This is a genomic window from Sphingobium sp. TomTYG46 (assembly GCF_055396345.1).
In genome coordinates this window covers 348,877-366,915 of the sequence record NZ_AP027324.1, presented here as the reverse complement: position 1 = coordinate 366,915, position 18,039 = coordinate 348,877, and the positions used below count along the sequence as shown (strand labels likewise).

Genomic DNA, 18,039 nt, shown 5'->3' with positions numbered 1-18,039 from the left:
CTTTACGCAAGCGTAAAGCAGGGCGCGTCAGGGCAGGATCAGACCTGGCCCTGATTGTTGCTGAACGGGTCGAGGATTGTAGCAGCGCCAGAGATCAGCTCCGCCTCGCTCTTCAACGCTTGCTCGGCCCGGCGGGCGGCGTCGTCGCGTTCGCGGCGCAGTTCCTCGATCAGCGCCTCGCGGTCGCCGTCCAGGCGTGAATCGGTCGGCGCTTCGATGCCGAGCTTCTTGGCGGCCTTCGTCACCAGCGCGTCGAGTTCACGCTGCGAACAGAGGCCGAGGGTCACCGGATCCTTGGGCACGATATTGGAGATGTTCCAGTGCGTGCGGTCGCGGATCGCGGCGATGGTGGTGCGGGTGGTGCCGATCAGCTTGCCGATCGCGCCGTCCGAAATTTCCGGGTGGTTGCGGAGGATCCAGGCGATGCCATCGGGCTTGTCCTGACGCTTGGAAACCGGCGTGTAGCGCGGCCCCTTGGTACGGCGGACGGGTTCGGGACCTTTCAGCATCTTCAGGCGATAGTCGGCATTCGCCTCACCCTTGTGGATTTCCTCCATCGTGATTTCATGCGCGCGGACGGGGTCGCGGCCGGTATATTTGGTGCCAGCCGTGTCATCGGCGATCGCCTGCACTTCCAGGATATGCAGCCCGCAAAATTCCGCGATCTGGTCAAAGCTGAGCGCGGTATTGTCGACCAGCCAGCTGGCTGTCGCATGGGGCATGAGAGGCTGGGACACGAGGATTCTCCGGCACTAAAAACAACAAGGGCCGCCCAAGCAGGGCGGCCACGCCCGTCCTGAGATAGTGCAAGAAACCCGGTGGAGCAAGGAAAAGCGTCAGGCCGCGCTGTCTCTGACGACGGGATCGATACAGTGGAGGCCGGTCAGGAATTCGTCGGCGCTGCGTTCCCAGCTGAAGCTGCGGCCATGGGCGGCGCAGGCGCCACGGTCGCAACGCAGCGCAGCGGCGATGGCGTCCTCCAGCCGTTCGGACAGTGCGCCGGTTTCGGGTGTCACGATGTCCACCGGCCCGCTGACCGGATAAGCCGCGACAGGAGTGCCGCATGCCAGCGCCTCGATCATGACGAGGCCGAATGTGTCGGTGCGGCTGGGGAAGACGAACACATCGGCGCCCGCATAGGCGCCCGCCAGTTCCTCGCCGAACAATGGGCCAACGAATTGTGCTTCGGGATAAGCGCGTTGCAGTTGCGCCCGCGCCGGGCCGTCGCCGACGACCACCTTGCTGCCGGGGTGATCATTGGCAAGGAAGGCGTCGAGATTCTTCTCGATAGCGACACGGCCGACATAGAGCTGGATGGGGCGCGGGAGATTGGCGAATACCGCAGGCGGCTTCGCCTCGGGTGTGAAGGCGGACAGGTCCACGCCCCTGCCCCATGGCCGCACCTGCACCAATCCATGGGCGCGCAGTTGCTGCCGCACCGATCGGGTGGAGACCAGTACCGCGCGGGCGGGACCATGAAACCAGCGAATGTAGGACCAGAACCAGCGCGCGGGCAGTCCTGTCCGGCGCGAGACATAATCGGGAAAATGGGTGTGATAGGCGGTGGTGAACGGCACCCCGCCACGCAGGCACCAGCGACGCGCGGCAAGGCAAAGCGGTCCTTCCGTCGCGAGATGGACGGCGTCCGGCTCAAAGGCGGCGATCGCATCACCCACCACGCCCGATCGCACGAAGGCCAGGCGGATTTCTGGATAGGTCGGACAGGGGAAGGAGCCATAGAGATCGGGCGAGATGACCTTGACGGCATGCCCCCGCGCCTCCAACTCCGCCTGAATGGTCTGGAGCGTTCGCACGACACCATTCACTTGAGGCGACCAGGCGTCGGTCACGATGACGATGCGCATCAGGCGGCGATCCTCACCTGATCGCCGACGGCGCGCGCCGCGACTTCATCAGCCCAATGCAGCACCTCCATACGGCCGTCAAAATGTTCGACCAGAGCGGTGCATCCTTCAACCCAGTCGCCGTCATTATAATATTGGATGCCGCCAATCTCCCGCATCTCGGCATTGTGGATGTGTCCGCAGACTACGCCATCGACGCCGCGTGATCCAGCCTCATGCGAAACCACTTCTTCAAATCGGGAGATGAACTCGACGGCGTTCTTGACCTTGTGCTTGGCCATTTTGCTGAGCGACCAATAGGGCAGACCCATGCGCTGGCGCACGGCGTTCACCACGACGTTAAGGCGCATCAGCAAACCATAGGCGGCGTCTCCCACGAAGGCGAGCCAGCGGTGGGCCAGCATGATCGTGTCGAACTCATCGCCGTGCAGGACGAGGAGCTTGCGGCCGTCGGCGGTCTCATGGATCGCCTTGCGCCTGATCTCGACCCCGCCAAAGCTGAGGCCCGTGAACTGGCGGAACATCTCGTCATGATTGCCGGGGATGTAGACGACGCGGGTGCCGCGTTTGGCGCGCTTCATGATGCGCCATACCACGTCATTATGTGCAGCGGGCCAATAGAAGCGCTTCTTGAGGCGCCAGCCGTCGATGATGTCGCCGACCAGATACATGGTCTCGCTATCGACGCTGTCGAGAAAGTCGATCAGCAGCTTGGCATTGCAACCGCGCGTGCCAAGATGGATGTCCGATATCCAGATGGTGCGGAACCGGCGACGCTTGCCTGCATGCTCCGGGGTGTCGAAGCGCTGAGTACTTTCGTCCATGTCGGCCAGGAAAGGCAGGCGCGTGACGGCATTCATGATGCGACCCTTGGAGCTGTTGTCCTCGGGGCCGAATCCTTAGTCGCGCAATGTTACATTCCCGCAGCGAATGTGACGGAAATGCTACCTTCTGTGGCTTTTCAGACCGTTAGTACGATCTTGCCGAAATGCTCGCCCGCGTCCATCCGCGCATGCGCTCGTGCTGCCTGCGCCAAGGGAAAACGCTGATCCATCGCCGGACGGAGCTTTCCTTCCTCCACAAAATGCCAGACCTCACGGATCAGTTCATCGGCCACTAGGCTCTTGAAACCGGACGAGCGCGGGCGCAGCGTCGATCCGGTGAGCGTCAGCCTGCGCGTCATCACCGTTGGCAGGAAGATTTCCGCCTTCGCCCCGCCCAGCACCGCGATCGTCACATGGCGGCCATCTTCGGCAAGGCACTGGAGATTGCGCGGCACATAGTCGCCACCCACCATGTCCAGCACCGCCTGCACGCCCCGGCCAGCGGTGATACGCTTCACCTGCTCGACGAAGTCTTGATCGCGATAGTTGATCGCATGATGCGCGCCCCAAGCTTTCGCCTGCTCGCATTTCGCGTCGCTCCCGCAGGTGACGATGATCGTGATATCGAACAGGCGGCAAAGCGATATCGCCATAGTGCCGATGCCGCTGGTCCCGCCATGCACCAGCACGGTATCGCCTCCCGCGACATAGGCGCGCTCGAACAGGTTGGTCCATACGGTGAAGAGCGTTTCGGGCAAGGCGGCGGCTTCGACAATGTCATAGCCATCGGGCACGGAAAGGCATTGACCAGCAGGCGCCACCGCATATTCGGCATAGCCTCCGCCAGTCAGCAAAGCGCACACGCGTTGGCCGATCAACTGCTCCGCGCTGCTACCAGCCCCTACGATCGTGCCAGACACCTCCAGCCCCGGAATATCGGAAGCACCGGGCGGCGGCGGATACTTGCCCTGCCGCTGCAACACATCGGGCCGGTTCACGCCTGCCGCCGCGACCCGGATCAACACTTCATCCGCCGCCGGAACAGGGATTGGCCGACGCTCAGGCACCAACGCTTCAGGGCCGCCGGGAACGGGGATAGCGATAGCCATCATCTCATCAGGCAGCGCCGTCTCAACCCGCATGATGATTAGTCCCCAGCAACGATGTTAAACCACAGTTGAAATCGACGAGCGGCATCAGGGCCTTATTGACAGACCAGCCTTCGCGGTCAACATTGGCATGCATGGACATGGACGACGATCTGCCTCGCAAGATTGATGATCCGCTGGCCCAACTGCTTCGACAGGATTTGGGTCCGCTGTCGGTTGCCGATCTGGAAGAGCGCGTCACGGCGCTGGAGGGCGAAATCGCCCGGACCCGATCAAAAATTGAAAGCGCTGTTAACCACAAATCAAGTGCCGAGGCGTTATTCAAGCGATGAACCCGCGCACCGCCCCCAGCGGCCCTGACAAGGGTCTCATCGGGTGCGGGCAGTCTGGCAATTCCGGCGATCAGGGACCCCTCCTTGATCCGCCGTCGAGCAATGCCGACATATGGTTCAAGTCAGCCCCTCTTTGGGGCTCAGGAGTAGAATAGAAATGCCATCTTTCGCACCCGCCCTTGAAACCACGTTGCACAACGCGCTGACCCATGCGTCGGAGCGCCGCCACGAATATGCGACGCTGGAGCATCTGCTCCTCGCGCTGATCGATGACGAGCATGCTTCGAAGGTGATGCAGGCGTGCGGTGTAGAGCTTGGCGAACTTGGTGACGCCGTCACCCAATATCTCGACAGTGAACTCGACAGCCTGAAGGTGGAGGGCTCAAGCGATCCCTCCCCCACCAGCGGTTTCCAGCGCGTGGTTCAGCGCGCCATCTTGCACGTGCAATCTTCCGGAAAGGATGAAGTGACGGGAGCCAATGTGCTCGTCGCGCTTTTCTCCGAGAGGGAGAGTTACGCCGTCTATTTCCTCCAGCAGCAGGACATGAGCCGTCTCGATGCCGTCAGCTATATCAGCCACGGCGTCGGCAAGGGTACTGCCGCTCCCGAACAGAGCGCCGCCAAGGGCGCCCCGGAAGAGGAAAAGAAGGCGCAGGACAGCAAGGGCAAGAAGGACAGTGCCTTGGAGCAGTTCACGGTCAACCTCAACGAGAAGGCGATGCGGGGCAAGGTTGACCCGCTGATTGGCCGCAGCGCCGAAGTCGACCGGACGATCCAGATCCTGTGCCGCAGGTCGAAGAACAACCCCCTCTATGTCGGCGATCCGGGCGTGGGCAAAACCGCCATCGCCGAGGGCCTCGCGCGCAAGATCGTGGAGGGCGATGTTCCCGATGTTCTGAAGGAAGCGGTGATCTACTCGCTCGACATGGGCGCGCTGCTGGCTGGCACCCGCTATCGCGGCGATTTCGAGGAGCGGCTGAAGGCGGTCGTCACCGAGCTTGAGAAGATGCCGCATGCGGTGCTCTTCATTGACGAAATCCACACCGTGATCGGCGCTGGCGCAACCAGCGGCGGCGCGATGGATGCGTCAAACCTGCTCAAGCCCGCTTTGTCAGGCGGCACGATCCGTTGCATCGGCTCGACCACCTACAAGGAATTCCGTAACCATTTCGAGAAGGACCGCGCCCTGCTGCGCCGGTTCCAGAAGATCGACGTCAACGAACCGACCATCGAGGACACGATCAAGATTCTCGCCGGGCTGCGCAGCGCTTTCGAGGAACATCACAACGTCCGCTATACGCCTGACGCGATCAAGGCGGCGGTTGAGCTTTCAGCGCGCTATATCAACGACCGCAAGCTGCCCGACAAGGCCATCGACGTGATCGACGAAGTCGGCGCGATGCAGATGCTGGTGGTGCCCAGCAAGCGCAAGAAGACGATCACCCCCAAGGAGATCGAGCAGGTCATCGCGACCATGGCGCGCATTCCGCCCAAGACCGTCTCGGCCGACGACAAGTCGGTGCTGGGCTCGCTGGACACCGACCTGAAGCGTGTCGTCTTCGGCCAGAACCGGGCGATCGAGATACTGTCCTCCGCGATCAAGCTGTCGCGGGCGGGCCTGCGCGATCCGGAAAAGCCGATCGGCAGCTATCTCTTCTCCGGCCCCACCGGCGTCGGCAAGACAGAGGTCGCGCGTCAGCTCGCCAACCTGCTCGGCATCCCGCTCCAGCGTTTCGACATGTCGGAATATATGGAACGCCACTCGGTCAGCCGCCTGATCGGCGCGCCTCCGGGCTATGTCGGCTATGATCAGGGCGGCTTGCTGACCGATGCTGTGGACCAGAATCCGCACAGCGTCCTGCTGCTGGACGAGATCGAGAAGGCGCATCCGGACCTGTTCAACATCCTGTTGCAGGTGATGGATAATGGCCGCCTGACCGATCACCATGGCAAGACGGTGGACTTCCGCAACACCATCCTCATCATGACCACCAATGCGGGTGCGTCGGATATGGCGAAGGAAAGCATCGGCTTCGGCGAACTGACCCGCGACGATGTGCAGGAGGATGCGGTGAAGAAGCTCTTCACCCCCGAATTCCGCAACCGTCTCGATGCCATCGTTCCATTCGGCTATCTGCCGCCGGAAATCGTGGCACGGGTCATCGACAAGTTCGTGCTCCAGCTCGAACTGCAACTGGCCGACCGCGACGTCCACATCACGCTGGACGACGATGCCAAGGGCTGGCTGACCAAGAAGGGTTACGACAAGCTCTACGGCGCGCGCCCGATGGGCCGCCTGATGCAGGAAAAGATCAAGCAGCCGCTCGCCGAGGAACTGCTGTTCGGCAAGCTGGTCCATGGAGGCGAAGTCCATGTCCGGCTGAAGGACGAGGCGCTGGCCTTTGAAATCACCCCGGCCGCTCCGAAAAAGGGCAAGAAGGGTGGCAAGGCGAAGCCCGCGGAATCGGCGAAGTAAGCAGGCCAAGGCACGAGATATGAAAGGGCGGCTCCCCACGGCCGCCCTTTCTTTTTGGGCAAAGCCTGCGAGCGTCAGGAGTATCGCATCCCCCTCCCGCAAGCGGGAGGGGGTAAGGGGGTGGGCAAGCGCAACATCAAAGGCGATCTGAAACGGCCACCCCCACAATCAAAATTCCATTGGCCGACACCACCAGCATTTGCCAATCTGGCGCCCGCAAATTCCAACCACGTCTTCACGAGGGAAGAATAATATGGCCAAAGACATCACCTTCTACACCAACCCCATGTCGCGCGGGCAGATCGCACGCTGGATGCTGGAAGAAGTTGGCCAACCCTATGACATGATCATCCTGGACTATGGCACCACCATGAAGGCGGCCGATTATCTCGCCATCAATCCGATGGGCAAGGTTCCCGCCATCGTCCATCGGAGCAAGGTCGTGACGGAAGCCGCCGCGATCTGCGCTTATCTGGCCGACGCTTTCCCCGCCGCAGCCCTGGCGCCTCCGCCGGATCGGCGGGCGGAGTATTATCGCTGGCTGTTCTTCGCGGCAGGCCCGGTCGAAGCGGCTGTTTCCAACAAGGCGATGGGCCTCACCGTTCCTGAAGACCGCGAACGCTCCATGGGCTACGGCAACTATGATCAGACTCTCGCAACGCTGGAACAGGCCGTGTCGGGCGATCAATGGATTTGCGGAGACCAATTCACTGCGGCCGACGTCTATGTCGGCTCCCAGATCGACTGGGGATTGAGCTTCGGCACGATGGACAGCCGCCCAGCTTTCGAAACCTACGCCGCCCGCCTGCGCGAGCGACCCGCTTACAAGCGGCAGAAGGAACTAGACGGCGCCCTCATCGCCCGGATGCAGAAACCGGCCTGAACTCTCAAACCCTTGCATAGCAAAAGGCCCGGCGGATCGCTCCACCGGGCCTTTTTAGTTCGTCTACAAAATCGCGATCAGCGGCGATCACCCATGAAGCGCAGCAGGAACAGGAACATGTTGATGAAGTCGAGATAGAGGTTCAGCGCCCCCATCACCACCGACTTACCCATCATGTCCGTGCCCGCCACATGCGCGTAGATGCTCTTGATCTTCTGCGTGTCATAAGCGGTCAGGCCCGCGAACAGCAGCACACCGATGAAGCTGATCACCATGTCCATGGCGCTCGACCGCAGGAACAGGTTGATGAGCGAAGCGACCAGCAGGCCAACCACGCCCATGATCAGGAAGGTGCCAAAGCCTGAAAGATCCTTCTTCGTCGTGTAGCCCCACAGGCTAAGGCCAGCGAAAGCCGCCGCCGTCGCGAAGAAGGTCTGCGCCACCGAAGTACCTGTATAAACAAGCAGAACGGAAGAGAGCGACAGCCCCATCATTGCGGCATAGGCCCAGAACATGGCCTGCATAGCGACCGTCGACAGACGGTTGATGCCAAAGCTCATGATCATCACGAACGCCAGCGGCGCGAGCATGATCACATATTTGAGAATGCCGGGGCCAGCCAGGATCTGATAAGCCAGCCCGCTCGACGCAAACAGCATGGCAACGACGCCCGTCAGCAGCACGCCGCTCGCCATGTAATTGTAAACCGACAGCATATAGCTGCGCAGGCCAGCGTCGAAAGCCTCGCCGCGCGCAACCGTCGTCCCGCCGAAACCGGCAATGTTCGAGCGGGGGTCAGACCAATTGGCCATGAGATAATCTCCTTCACCGGCGCACTCCGCCGACATCGCTATTATCGCGATATCTGGCCCCTAATTCAAGGGAAGAGCGACCGGAGCGCTAACGACGTAGGATGGTTTCCCGGCTTTCTCTTCCAGCGCACCCACTCCACCCTTCCTCCGCTTCCGCTGACACAATTCCCCATGCTCGCTATAATGGCCTCATGCACCGCTTGTTCGTCGCCATTCGCCCGCCTGAGCCGATCCGGGCGCGCTTGTTGTCATTGATGAGCGGCATCGCTGGCGCGCGATGGCAGAGCGAGGATCAACTGCACCTGACGTCGCGCTTTGTCGGAAACGCCGATCGGCATCAGGCCAATGACCTGGCCGAGGCGCTGGCAGCCGTGCGCTTCGCTCCTTTCGCGATCTCCGTGTCCGGCCTTGGACAGTTTGAGCGCAAAGGGCGAACCGACACATTATGGGCAGCCGTTCACCCTCACGATGCGCTCGACCAACTCCATCGAAAGATCGACCGCACCTGTGTCGCGGCGGGCTTTCCGGCTGAGCAACGCGCCTACCTACCGCACATCACTCTGGCGCGCTTCGGCCGTGACGCAGGCAGCACGGACGGGTTCCTGACCTATCATTCCGGGCTTTCAAGTCCTCCATTTCTGGTGGATGAATTTGCCCTGTTCGAAAGCCACCTGACGCAGAATGGAGCGCATTACGAGATGGCGGCGGTATATCTCGCCGATCCCTCCGCTCTCTAAAATACGTGTCCCTTGGCGTCTTCAGTCGGCGGACAATATACCACAGGCGATGCGCCCACCTGCGTTACCCGCAGGATCAGTCTTGTTGTCATCCGCCTGCGCATGGATCACGATGGCGGCACCATCAGCGTCCAGGACCGCATCGGTTCCGCCGCGCAAGGTCGCGCCGGAGACCACAAATTCCATTCGCCCAGTCCCATCCGGACCCGCGGTCAGGTTCGGCATGTCTCCCATGTGCATGCCTGCCGGGTTATCCCGGCCATGTTGGCGCGCGGTTGGATTCCAATGGCCGCCCGCGCTGGTGAAGTCGGGCGGCGTGCATGTTCCGGTCATGTGGATATGGACCGCATGAACACCAGGCGTGAGCCCGCTTGCCCGAACATCGACATGCAGGCCGTCCGTCGCTTGCGTAACCTTCGCTTCGCCCCGAGCCGACCCGTCCGCAGCCAGCAAGACGGCGCGTGCATTTGGCACCCCGGCCGACGCGGAATTCACAGCACCGCCATCCCCGCTCGTGCAGGCGGTAAGGCAAAGTGCGAGAGGCGCAAAGACGATTAGGGCGTTTTTCATGATCAATGCACTCCCGGTGAAAAATCAAAACATCGTGCGCAAAAGCGGGAAACTGTATTCGGCAAAGCCAACGTGGCAACAAATAATCAAGTGCCCATCCGCGTTTGATCTAATGCGGCGCACTCTCACTGGCGAACGCGGCAAGATGCCATTTGTTGCGCATATAGTAGCGGTCTCCCCAACGCTGACGGCCAGATGGTGAAGATACACCCGCTCGCTGGTCGATGCGCCTGATCACCGCAAAGGAAAAGGGGCCAGTCTTTCGACCAGCCCCTCAACCTAGTTTCCATCCGCGAAGATGGAAATCTTGCTTACTGACCCGAACCCGGACCGTAAGTGATTTCCACGCGACGGTTCTGCAGTTCGCGAACACCGTCGGCTGTTTCGACGCGGGGGTTCGATTCACCGAACGCCTGGGTCGTGATCACGCCGTCAGGAATGCCCTTCGACGAGATGTAGGCCTTGACCGCATCAGCACGGCGCTGCGACAGGCCGACGTTGTACGATGCCGAACCCGAGCGATCCGCATAACCTGCCAGCATGACCTGGGCGCTGCCGCAGTTGCTGTAGGCCGAAACCGCGTTGTCCAGAATGGTGGCGGCGTCAGGCGTGATGTCCGACTTGTCCCATTCGAAGAAGACGATGTACGGCCCAGGGCTGCACTCAGCGACCGGCGGAGGCGGCGGCGGAGGCGGCGGGGGCGGCGGGGGCGGCGGCGGGGGCGGCGGAGGAGCAGCCGGTTCGCCACCGAAGTTATACGTCAGACCCAGCAGAAGGCTGTGCGTACGCAGCTTGGTGGTGACATCGCCACCGGCCACGCCCACCGAAGTGGTGTAGGCCGGAACCAGGTCAATGTTGTCCTGGTTGAAGAAGCGATACTTCAGCGAGACGTCAACATTGTTGGTCAGCGGATAACGAACGCCCGCAATCGCCTGCCAGGCGAAGCCGGTGTCGCTGTCGTTGACCAGGTCGTTGGCCAGCTTGGCACGCGAAACGCCGACGCCGCCACCGACGAAGCCCTGCAGGCCGTCGTCCGAACCGAAGTCAAGCAGACCGTTCAGCATGAACGAAAGGGCCGACGCGGAACCGCCGAAACCGCTCTTGTCCAGATCGACCTTGGCGCGCTTGTAACCAGCTTCGGCTTCAAGACGGAAACCGCCGAAGTCGTAACCGATGACCGCATCACCGTCCCAACCCTTGTGGTAGTCGACATTTTCCAGGGTGGTGCTGGCAGTGCCAAGACCAGTCGTTGGATCGATACCGGGGGTGAAAGTGATGTCCTGATCTTCAACGATGGTAACGCCGGAATCGATACCGATATACCAGCTGTTATCACGCGCCAGGGCCGGGGTGGCCAGGGCGGAGGAGGCAAGCACAGCCGCGAGGGCAAGCTTCCGCATTTGAATTCCCCTTTCAAAAGTGTCACGAAGGACTGCTGAAACCATGTATCGGCAAGAAAGTTTCATGGCAAGTCCACAATTGGTGAAACTGTTGCTCAAATGCATCACACAGCTCCAGAAGCCCCATAGCATAAGCATTTCCGTGCACCTCTATTGTAAAAGCCGGACATGCCACAAGTCATGGCTCGATCAGTCCGTGACTGCGCATCGCATTTAAAATCGCCACCAGGGAACTTCTAGCCTCACTGTCGATGGAGCTTCCCCCCACGGGGTTTGCTATGGCCGGTTGCCGGGTCCCGGCAACCCTCTCGCCCCCCACATAGAAGCCGTCGCCCCGCACCGCTGCATCCTGCCAATCGCCGCCATCGAAATACATCATATGACCTCGATCCACGACCCGCAGCGTCAGGCCCATTCGGGGCGCGGCAAACCGCCATCCGCCTCCAGTCCAACAGGCGACCGATCCATCCTGCCCCGACCAGCTTCCTGAAGCGCCATCCGCCACGATCCAGCACTGGCCGTCGTCGGGCGAAGTTGGCGGCACATCCTCGTCCGCGCTTTCGACCGCGCCATGCAGCAGCATGTCGATCCGTGCCAGCGCCTCGTTGTGAAAGACTTCCTTCTGTGCCTGTCCGGCGAAAAGGTGGGGCAAGGCCCAGCGGGGCGTCGCATCGCTCGTCATGATCGAACTTCCTTTTTCCAATTGTCGGTTATCAAAGCGGCAAGACGATCCGCGTCGGCCGTCCCAGAGCAAAAGAGCCGATCTGCCGCACCTCGATCGTCAATGCGCCGCCGCCGTCCGCGTCGAATGCGTCCGCGTCATATGTCCATGACGGCGATGTGGTTTCGACCCGGCGCATCAGGGCGCCATCCGCCAGCACCCGCAGTTCGTAACGCTCGCTTTCCTCGCCCAACGGCACATCCGCCCCGCTGATCCAGCGCCAGCCATTCCTGCTCCGCCGGACCCAGCTCAGATCCCATCCGCCCGCCCCGTCGGCAACGGCGCGAAGGTGAACGGGCGCCACCGGCGTTACCGCTTCCCCGCTGACGGTCAGCTCTGCCTCCACCGGTTCCGCATCGCCAATCCCGACCGCCGAAAGCCGCAATGTGCTACCGATCTCGCCATTGCCCAGGCCGGCAAATGGTTCAGCCAGCCGCTCTTCCTCGATCAGCAGAAACGGCTCGCCAGCGACATGCCCACCCATCGCCCATTCCGTCCCGAACAATCCCCGCCGCAATCCCTCCAGCCGGAAGCTCGCCCCCCCCGTCTGCACCGCGCGGGAAAATTGCAGAAGCTCCCGTCCAATCATGCAAAGATTGCGCCCCTGCGCCAAAGCCGCCTCATCCGCGTCGCCCAGTTCCATGTCCGCCGACAGCAGCGTAACATGCAGGCTGTTGACCAGATCGATCAGAGCCCAGCTCCCCTGCCCCAACGCCTCGTCGGCCTCCCCCATCACGGCGCGCGGCGCGGTGCGGCCGACCGGATTGGCTTCTCCCGTATCGCTCATCACGAACAGGGCCGCGTTCCTCCACCCTTCCCCGCCACTGGCCGCCGCAACGATCAACGGCGCGGTGGCCGCCGCCTCCCGCAGCGGTGGAAGGTCGGTCAGCATCAATATGGTAGGTCCATGCGGCGCATCCGTTTGCCGCACGATCGCGCCGGAGGACGCTCCCGCAGGCAGGACGCCCCCCGCCCCCGGCACCCGCCGCAGCGCCAGCCGCACCGCCATGGCTTCCCACTCCCGTTCCTCTACCCGCCAGCGGCCCGGCATGGCCTCGACCGTCACCAGATCACCGGGCTCATGGCGCAGCGCTTCCCATCCGCAACGCAGCGTCATGGCCGATCGGCCCGTCCAGTCATGACCAAGATGACGGGCCGCCAGACGGCGCGCGGCATCGCCCGACATGGTGACCGGCAGATCGATCCCGCGCTCGACCCGCCCCGCCCCCGGCCGACTGACGCGCTGCACCCCCGCCTGACAGTCCCGCGCCGCATCATAATGGCGCAGCGACAGGGCCAACGGCACCGCATCGGCGCTCTCCCCCGACTGTTCGACGGCATCGATGGCACGGCCATTGATACGCTTGCACAGAGTGCCCGCGCCGATCTCACCACCCGTCTCATCGCCCCCCGTGCCGGTCAGCCGCAGTCCGTCCTCATCAGCAACAAACGCAAGGTCCCATGCCTCCACCAGCGGACCAATCGCGTCGATCACATCAGCTCCGCCCGCCGCGAAGCCATCGACGGTTCCATCTGCAACCGCCTCAAGGATACCCCCACTCAGATCCACGGCCACCGTGTCGATCGTCACCACCCCGTCATCCGCCTCCACCTCAAAGGTCAGCGACGGAATGCGGTTCCCAAAATCGGCGAGTTGCAAATCCTCGAACACCGCATAGGAGATGCCCCGATGCCCCGGCGTCCGGTCAACACCCTCCGCCGAAGCGATGAGCGGATCGGCAGCCTGATCCTCGCCGCCCAAATGCAGGCGGAACGCGCTCAACCCCGACTTGAAATCCCCGCCCACGCCGCGCAGCAAATTGCCGTCCGCCCAGATGCGTCGCACCGCCCGCACCCTGCGCGCCGACAATGCGACGGCGAAACTGGCCGAATAGCTGTAGCTGGTAACGCTCGGCCGCCCCTTGCCGCCGCCGCTCCTGTTGCGCTTTTCCTTAAGGTCGGTCGCCCAGATCACCGAACCAGCGGCCCGCATCGTGCCGAACAGCTTCGGGATCTGCGCGCCATAGCTTGATGTCTGCAACTGCAACTCGGTCAGCCGCCTGCCCTCGCGCCCCTTCGGTTTGAACAGCACCGCCTGATCCAGACTGCTGCCGATCAGCCCGCCGATCGCACCGCCCAACGGCCCGCCGATCGCCGTGCCCAGCGCCGTCAGCACTAAAGTCGCCATGTCTGCTCCTATATCACCCGCCAATGGCCAATGACGGGCCAGGGCGAAGGCCCCGGCGTCTCGACCACGCGCCCCAGGCCCGCATGGGCGTGCACATGCCCGCCGGGGACCAAAATCATCAGATGCAATTGCAGCGGCCCCGGCCGCACCAGCGCCAGGTCGCCCGCCTGCCCCTGCTCAACCGCCTGCAAACCCGCCTGCTCCAGCCAGTCGCGCGCCAACGCCGCATCGCCCGACCGCAGCCCATAGCCTCGCGGCGCGGCACCCCGATGCCCCGCCTCCGCCAGCGCCAGAGCCGCCAGCCCGACGCAATCAATACCGCTCGTCCTGCTGCGCCCTTGCAGCCGGAAAGCCACCCCCACCAGATCGCGCGCCGCCGCCACGATCCGGTTCGCTTGTTCGCCGCTCACGCTCCCGGATAGCGCGTCAGAAGGTCCGTCCCCGGCAAATAGGGCTCCCCCCTGAAGTTCACGACATTGGCGAAGCGGGTCCGGCATGTGTCCAGCTGCCGGTCGCAGCCTTCCGTCAGCAGCGCCAGCGTCCCCGCCGCCACCGCAAAGGATGGCGGATCGGCCAGCGTCATCCCACTAGCGCCATTATCCACGACGGCCTGCACCGCTCCGGCATTGGCGCCCGTCAGCCACCGCAAAGTGCCAAAGGCATAGACGCCCACCGCCAACCCCGCCGCACTCACCTCCACATCATCGACAGCGGACACCGCCACGACCTTCCGCCGTCCCGCCAGATCTACACGACACTGCCGGTCCCCCAGCCGCGCCCGGCAATCAGGCGAAGTAGAGGGCGCAACCGGAGCCTTCAGCGCCGCCATCGCCCCCACCAGTTCCGCCGTGAACGCCCCGCCCTTGCGCGCCACGCTCCCAATCTCGCCCTTCGCCAGCAGCAGCCACATGACGCCCGGCGCGTCCCACTCCGTCAGCCGCAACTCCAGCGCAGCCCCGTCCCAGCGCCCCGCCATCAGGTCCGCCTCATTGATCGCATCCGCAATCAGCGCGCCCTGCAAGTCGGTATCGCCCGCCTCAGCACTAATTCCACTGCGAACGGCCGAAGGCGTCATCCCCGGCGCGGCGCGATAGCGCACATGCCCAATCTCCAGATCGCGGTCATGGCTCGTCAGCCCGATCGTCACCCCATCCCGCCGCTCCAGCCGCCAGCAGAAAGCGAGCGTCGCGAGTGGCTTGTCCAAAGCCTCCACCCCGCTCATTCCCGTATCTCCACCAGCGGCACCGAAGGCACGTCGCCCGCCGCAAAGGTCGCGCGGTTGATGTCCAGCCGATCTTCGGCAAAGCGCACCGGCACGTCGAAACGGAACCCCGCCGTCAGCAGTGCCTCTTCCGCCGGAGCCTCGTCGAACGCGATGATGCCCAGCCCCGCATGGCTCCAGCCACTCATCAACTCGACGCCATCCACTGCCACGCGAATGCTTCCCGTAACCGGCCGGGTGATCCGACGCACCTGCGCCTCCTCACCCTCGCCATAGTAGCGCTGCAACGGAAACTCCGTCCGCACACCATCCCCCGTCCCCAGACGCTGATCCAGCGCGCCCGGCGCCATCCCCGGCGCACAGCTGCGATCATCATAGGGATCGGTAAAGCGGAACCCCCGCGCCGCCCCGCGCCGCGCCCGGAAAAAAGCGATCAGCTCGACAATGTCCGCCTCCGATCGCACCCCCGGCCCCGCATCGAAGGACAGCCGCGCATCCGCCCAGTCACTGCTCCGCCGCTCATGGCCGGACGGGCTCTCCACCACCTGCGTGGAAAAAGCAGGCGACAGGCTCGCGTCCCGCCCGATGGCGATCGGAAACGCCACATCGTCAAAGGCTTGCATCTCATCATCCCCCTGAAGTCTGAAGCAGGTGAAGCCATCCCGCGCCACCTGTGGCAGCGCCCAGACAAAGGTCGCCGCCGTCCCCCGCCGCACCGCCGCCTCCGCCGCGTCAGCAATCTGCCGCCACTGCGCCGCCTGCTCGCCCAGCAGTACGAAGCCCGAAAAATAATGCTGCTCTTCCACCGGATAGCCGAGCCGCGCAGTCGCCACCTCGATCCCCCGAGCCGTCCGCGTAGGGCGCCCCTCCGTCACCCAGTCATAATCCTCCAGCTGCAACACATCGAAGGCTGGCGCAGCCCACCCCACTGGCATGTTCGCTCGCTTCGCCTCCGGCGCGAGCGGGTCCAGCACCGTCGGCAGATAGGCGAGCAAATGCGTAACCGCCCCCGGTGCCACTCCCTTCACCCAGGCACAGAGCGCCGCCGTCGAAGCCGCCAGCACCGCCCCCGCCTGATCCAGCAGAGCCTTATGCGGGCCGCTCAACGTCCCCCGCACGTCGCTGATCGACACCGGACTTCCACCAAAGGCCGCCCGCGCCGCATCATCATAAATGCAGATCCGCCCATCGGCAGGCATCACCCACCACCATGGCTCCCCAACCTGAAACCTGATCGGAATCCCGGCGCTCAAACCAATGGAAACAAAGGCTCCCGCCACCAACCGCAAATAGCTCATCGCCCCGTCATGCGCAGGCGACAAAAGAGTCGAAGGCGGCGACCATCCGGTCAGCGCCGGATCACCATTCTCCGCCCGCTGTTTCCAGTCATTCCAGCAATGCGCGTCGAGCAGCTCATAGGAAAGCGACCAGATCACCCCTAGCCCCAGAGCCTTCGCCCGCCGCGCAAAGTCTGCATGCCAGGCCGCACAAGGCGCGTTCAGCACACCACCCGCCAGGCTCACATAAAAACCACCACCCAGCGGTTCGAGCCGGAAATAATGGCTCATCCCCACATAATGATTGATGTCGCCGCGATAGCCCAGCGCATGGATCGCCTCGACGATCCGTTCAGGCGTCTGGTTGAAACAATCATCATAGCCGGTCGCCATCGACAACCCATGATCCGGCACCATCACATCGCCGACGCTCAGCACCGATCCCGCGCCATCACAGCGCATGTTGGACAGCTCGACCCAGCCGTCCACGCCCGCCGCGAAAGCCGTAGTCCCCGCATCATAGCCCGGCGGTGCAAGGGAAATGAACATCCGATCCACATCACCCGCCCAAACCGGATCAGCCTCGCCCGGCAGCAGGAACCCGCCATCCAGATCGGCAAAATCCAGCACAATCTGCGCATCTTCCGCCGACCCGCTCGCATAGTTCCAAAGCCGCACATACCAGGACCTCGGATCGCCCTCCGCGTCGCGTCCCTCAATCGTCAGCGTTGGCCCATGCACCTCGTCCAGCCGCTTCAGCCCCCCGCTCCGCCAGCGGAACCGCAACACGCAATCCCGGAAATCCCGCGCCGTCTCATAGGCCAGCAGCGGATGGCCCCACTTGTCCTCCGCCTCCCAGATCAGCCCCGCCAGATCGCCCGAGCCATAAAAGACCGCATCCACCCGCAAAGCATCCGGCGCCGTCGTGACAACGCTCGCCATCATCGGCCGAGGGAAGTTCACCGTCCAATGCGTTGGCGCAAAACGCTTCATGAAGCGCTCCTCCTGCCCCCGCCGCCCATCTGCCAGCCAATAGCCAAGCCCACTCATCCGTTCAGCGCCCCCCTGACCGCCCGCGCCACCTGCCGCGCACTTCGCGCCAGCATCCGCGCATTGTCGAACCCTTCGCCACGCCCCTGCACGGCTATGTTCACACGCACGTCCCGCGCAGCACCGCTGCCATTCGCCATCACCTGCCCGCTAGCCGTCGGCACGAACAACTCAGGCCCCCGCTCACCCACGACATAGGCCCGCCCCGGCGACACCGGCCCGCCAGTAGCCCGCCCCGGCAAGCCCAGCGCCGCACCCGCCAACGTCAGCAACGAACCCCCAACGGCCCCAACACTAGCCGCGCCAGACCGCACCGCCCCCGCCGCAATCTCCTCCAGCACGGACAAGGCAACCTGCTTCAGCTCCTCAAAGCCAAAACGCCCACTCCGCACCGCGCGAAGCAACCCCTGCTCAATCCGCCGTCCAGCCCGCTCCGCCCCCGAAGCCAACGGCCCCTCCAACTCCCCCCGCATCGCCTCCACATCGCGCGACAGGCCCTGCGTATCCGCCCGAACCCGCACCACCAGCGTCTCGATTTCCTCGTCCATCCCACCTCCCGCACACATAAAAAAG

General features: G+C 63.4%; 17 protein-coding genes. 4 read left to right on the top strand and 13 right to left on the bottom strand.

The features are described 5' to 3' along the window. Positions 1-38: 38 nt before the first annotated feature. The 4 genes from ACZ5YV_RS01985 to ACZ5YV_RS01970 all read right to left on the bottom strand — a co-directional run bounded on the left by ACZ5YV_RS01985 (position 39) and on the right by ACZ5YV_RS01970 (position 3,831). Positions 39-722 carry a DUF1013 domain-containing protein gene (locus ACZ5YV_RS01985; RefSeq protein WP_464789126.1) on the bottom strand — a complete coding sequence of 228 codons (684 nt, stop codon included), beginning with the start codon at positions 720-722 and terminating at the stop codon, positions 39-41. Positions 723-836: 114 nt separating this feature from the next. Beyond that, positions 837-1,865 (bottom strand): glycosyltransferase family 4 protein, encoded by a 1,029-nt coding sequence (locus ACZ5YV_RS01980; RefSeq protein WP_464788349.1) that lies wholly within the window; start codon positions 1,863-1,865, stop codon positions 837-839. Continuing rightward, entirely contained in the window at positions 1,865-2,725 is an 861-nt protein-coding gene (locus tag ACZ5YV_RS01975) for a UDP-2,3-diacylglucosamine diphosphatase (RefSeq protein WP_464788348.1), read from the bottom strand. The genes ACZ5YV_RS01980 and ACZ5YV_RS01975 overlap by 1 nt, the downstream gene beginning before the upstream one ends. A 101-nt stretch (positions 2,726-2,826) precedes the next feature. Next, positions 2,827-3,831, bottom strand: a complete 1,005-nt coding sequence (locus ACZ5YV_RS01970; RefSeq protein ID WP_464788347.1) for an NAD(P)H-quinone oxidoreductase — start codon at positions 3,829-3,831, stop codon at positions 2,827-2,829. 101 nt (positions 3,832-3,932) lie between these two features. Between ACZ5YV_RS01970 and ACZ5YV_RS01965 the strand changes: the two genes are divergently transcribed. From ACZ5YV_RS01965 to ACZ5YV_RS01955, 3 genes are all read left to right on the top strand, one after another. Next, positions 3,933-4,130: a DUF1192 domain-containing protein gene (locus ACZ5YV_RS01965; protein WP_464788346.1), complete on the top strand. Its 198-nt coding sequence runs from the start codon at positions 3,933-3,935 to the stop codon at positions 4,128-4,130. A gap of 157 nt (positions 4,131-4,287) precedes the next feature. Continuing rightward, positions 4,288-6,606, top strand: a complete 2,319-nt coding sequence (clpA, locus tag ACZ5YV_RS01960) for an ATP-dependent Clp protease ATP-binding subunit ClpA (RefSeq protein ID WP_464788345.1) — start codon at positions 4,288-4,290, stop codon at positions 6,604-6,606. Between the two features lie 253 nt (positions 6,607-6,859). Then, positions 6,860-7,489, top strand: a complete 630-nt coding sequence (locus ACZ5YV_RS01955) for a glutathione S-transferase family protein (RefSeq protein WP_464788344.1) — start codon at positions 6,860-6,862, stop codon at positions 7,487-7,489. Between the two features lie 77 nt (positions 7,490-7,566). Here the strand turns inward: ACZ5YV_RS01955 and ACZ5YV_RS01950 are convergent, their stop codons facing one another. Next, on the bottom strand, positions 7,567-8,301 hold the full coding sequence (locus ACZ5YV_RS01950) for a Bax inhibitor-1/YccA family protein (RefSeq protein WP_464788343.1): 735 nt from the start codon (positions 8,299-8,301) through the stop codon (positions 7,567-7,569). A 191-nt stretch (positions 8,302-8,492) separates the two neighbouring features. Between ACZ5YV_RS01950 and thpR the strand changes: the two genes are divergently transcribed. Further along, positions 8,493-9,038: an RNA 2',3'-cyclic phosphodiesterase gene (gene thpR, locus ACZ5YV_RS01945; protein ID WP_464788342.1), complete on the top strand. Its 546-nt coding sequence runs from the start codon at positions 8,493-8,495 to the stop codon at positions 9,036-9,038. A 21-nt stretch (positions 9,039-9,059) separates the two neighbouring features. On the opposite strand, the gene ACZ5YV_RS01940 is transcribed toward thpR, so the two are convergent. The 8 genes from ACZ5YV_RS01940 to ACZ5YV_RS01905 form a co-directional block, all read right to left on the bottom strand. Continuing rightward, positions 9,060-9,608: a superoxide dismutase family protein gene (locus ACZ5YV_RS01940; protein WP_464788341.1), complete on the bottom strand. Its 549-nt coding sequence runs from the start codon at positions 9,606-9,608 to the stop codon at positions 9,060-9,062. 311 nt (positions 9,609-9,919) lie between these two features. Then, a complete protein-coding gene (locus tag ACZ5YV_RS01935) occupies positions 9,920-11,008 on the bottom strand; it encodes an OmpA family protein (RefSeq protein WP_464788340.1) in 1,089 nt (362 codons plus the stop codon). A 178-nt stretch (positions 11,009-11,186) separates the two neighbouring features. Beyond that, on the bottom strand, positions 11,187-11,690 hold the full coding sequence (locus ACZ5YV_RS01930) for a DUF2793 domain-containing protein (protein ID WP_464788339.1): 504 nt from the start codon (positions 11,688-11,690) through the stop codon (positions 11,187-11,189). Positions 11,691-11,721: 31 nt separating this feature from the next. Then, the gene (locus tag ACZ5YV_RS01925) at positions 11,722-13,917 is read right to left on the bottom strand and encodes a phage tail protein (RefSeq protein WP_464788338.1); all 2,196 of its coding nucleotides are present in this window, start codon (positions 13,915-13,917) and stop codon (positions 11,722-11,724) included. A gap of 8 nt (positions 13,918-13,925) precedes the next feature. After that, the gene (locus ACZ5YV_RS01920; RefSeq protein WP_464789125.1) at positions 13,926-14,300 is read right to left on the bottom strand and encodes a peptidoglycan endopeptidase; all 375 of its coding nucleotides are present in this window, start codon (positions 14,298-14,300) and stop codon (positions 13,926-13,928) included. Between the two features lie 23 nt (positions 14,301-14,323). After that, positions 14,324-15,139: a DUF2163 domain-containing protein gene (locus ACZ5YV_RS01915; RefSeq protein WP_464788337.1), complete on the bottom strand. Its 816-nt coding sequence runs from the start codon at positions 15,137-15,139 to the stop codon at positions 14,324-14,326. Beyond that, the gene (locus tag ACZ5YV_RS01910) at positions 15,136-17,466 is read right to left on the bottom strand and encodes a DUF2460 domain-containing protein (protein ID WP_464788336.1); all 2,331 of its coding nucleotides are present in this window, start codon (positions 17,464-17,466) and stop codon (positions 15,136-15,138) included. The genes ACZ5YV_RS01915 and ACZ5YV_RS01910 overlap by 4 nt, the downstream gene beginning before the upstream one ends. Beyond that, the gene (locus ACZ5YV_RS01905) at positions 17,463-18,014 is read right to left on the bottom strand and encodes a tail tape measure protein (RefSeq protein WP_464788335.1); all 552 of its coding nucleotides are present in this window, start codon (positions 18,012-18,014) and stop codon (positions 17,463-17,465) included. Before ACZ5YV_RS01905 ends, ACZ5YV_RS01910 begins: the two co-directional genes overlap by 4 nt. Between the last annotated feature and the right edge of the window lie 25 nt (positions 18,015-18,039).

What these genes read in the sequence shown, in the direction of transcription:
- ACZ5YV_RS01985 (WP_464789126.1), bottom strand. Translation starts at nt 722, where the DNA reads ATGCCCCATGCGACAGCCAGCTGGCTGGTCGACAATACCGCGCTCAGC.
- ACZ5YV_RS01980 (WP_464788349.1), bottom strand. Translation starts at nt 1,865, where the DNA reads ATGCGCATCGTCATCGTGACCGACGCCTGGTCGCCTCAAGTGAATGGT.
- ACZ5YV_RS01975 (WP_464788348.1), bottom strand. Translation starts at nt 2,725, where the DNA reads ATGAATGCCGTCACGCGCCTGCCTTTCCTGGCCGACATGGACGAAAGT.
- ACZ5YV_RS01970 (WP_464788347.1), bottom strand. Translation starts at nt 3,831, where the DNA reads ATGCGGGTTGAGACGGCGCTGCCTGATGAGATGATGGCTATCGCTATC.
- ACZ5YV_RS01965 (WP_464788346.1), top strand. Translation starts at nt 3,933, where the DNA reads ATGGACATGGACGACGATCTGCCTCGCAAGATTGATGATCCGCTGGCC.
- clpA (WP_464788345.1), top strand. Translation starts at nt 4,288, where the DNA reads ATGCCATCTTTCGCACCCGCCCTTGAAACCACGTTGCACAACGCGCTG.
- ACZ5YV_RS01955 (WP_464788344.1), top strand. Translation starts at nt 6,860, where the DNA reads ATGGCCAAAGACATCACCTTCTACACCAACCCCATGTCGCGCGGGCAG.
- ACZ5YV_RS01950 (WP_464788343.1), bottom strand. Translation starts at nt 8,301, where the DNA reads ATGGCCAATTGGTCTGACCCCCGCTCGAACATTGCCGGTTTCGGCGGG.
- thpR (WP_464788342.1), top strand. Translation starts at nt 8,493, where the DNA reads ATGCACCGCTTGTTCGTCGCCATTCGCCCGCCTGAGCCGATCCGGGCG.
- ACZ5YV_RS01940 (WP_464788341.1), bottom strand. Translation starts at nt 9,608, where the DNA reads ATGAAAAACGCCCTAATCGTCTTTGCGCCTCTCGCACTTTGCCTTACC.
- ACZ5YV_RS01935 (WP_464788340.1), bottom strand. Translation starts at nt 11,008, where the DNA reads ATGCGGAAGCTTGCCCTCGCGGCTGTGCTTGCCTCCTCCGCCCTGGCC.
- ACZ5YV_RS01930 (WP_464788339.1), bottom strand. Translation starts at nt 11,690, where the DNA reads ATGACGAGCGATGCGACGCCCCGCTGGGCCTTGCCCCACCTTTTCGCC.
- ACZ5YV_RS01925 (WP_464788338.1), bottom strand. Translation starts at nt 13,917, where the DNA reads ATGGCGACTTTAGTGCTGACGGCGCTGGGCACGGCGATCGGCGGGCCG.
- ACZ5YV_RS01915 (WP_464788337.1), bottom strand. Translation starts at nt 15,139, where the DNA reads ATGAGCGGGGTGGAGGCTTTGGACAAGCCACTCGCGACGCTCGCTTTC.
- ACZ5YV_RS01910 (WP_464788336.1), bottom strand. Translation starts at nt 17,466, where the DNA reads ATGAGTGGGCTTGGCTATTGGCTGGCAGATGGGCGGCGGGGGCAGGAG.
- ACZ5YV_RS01905 (WP_464788335.1), bottom strand. Translation starts at nt 18,014, where the DNA reads ATGGACGAGGAAATCGAGACGCTGGTGGTGCGGGTTCGGGCGGATACG.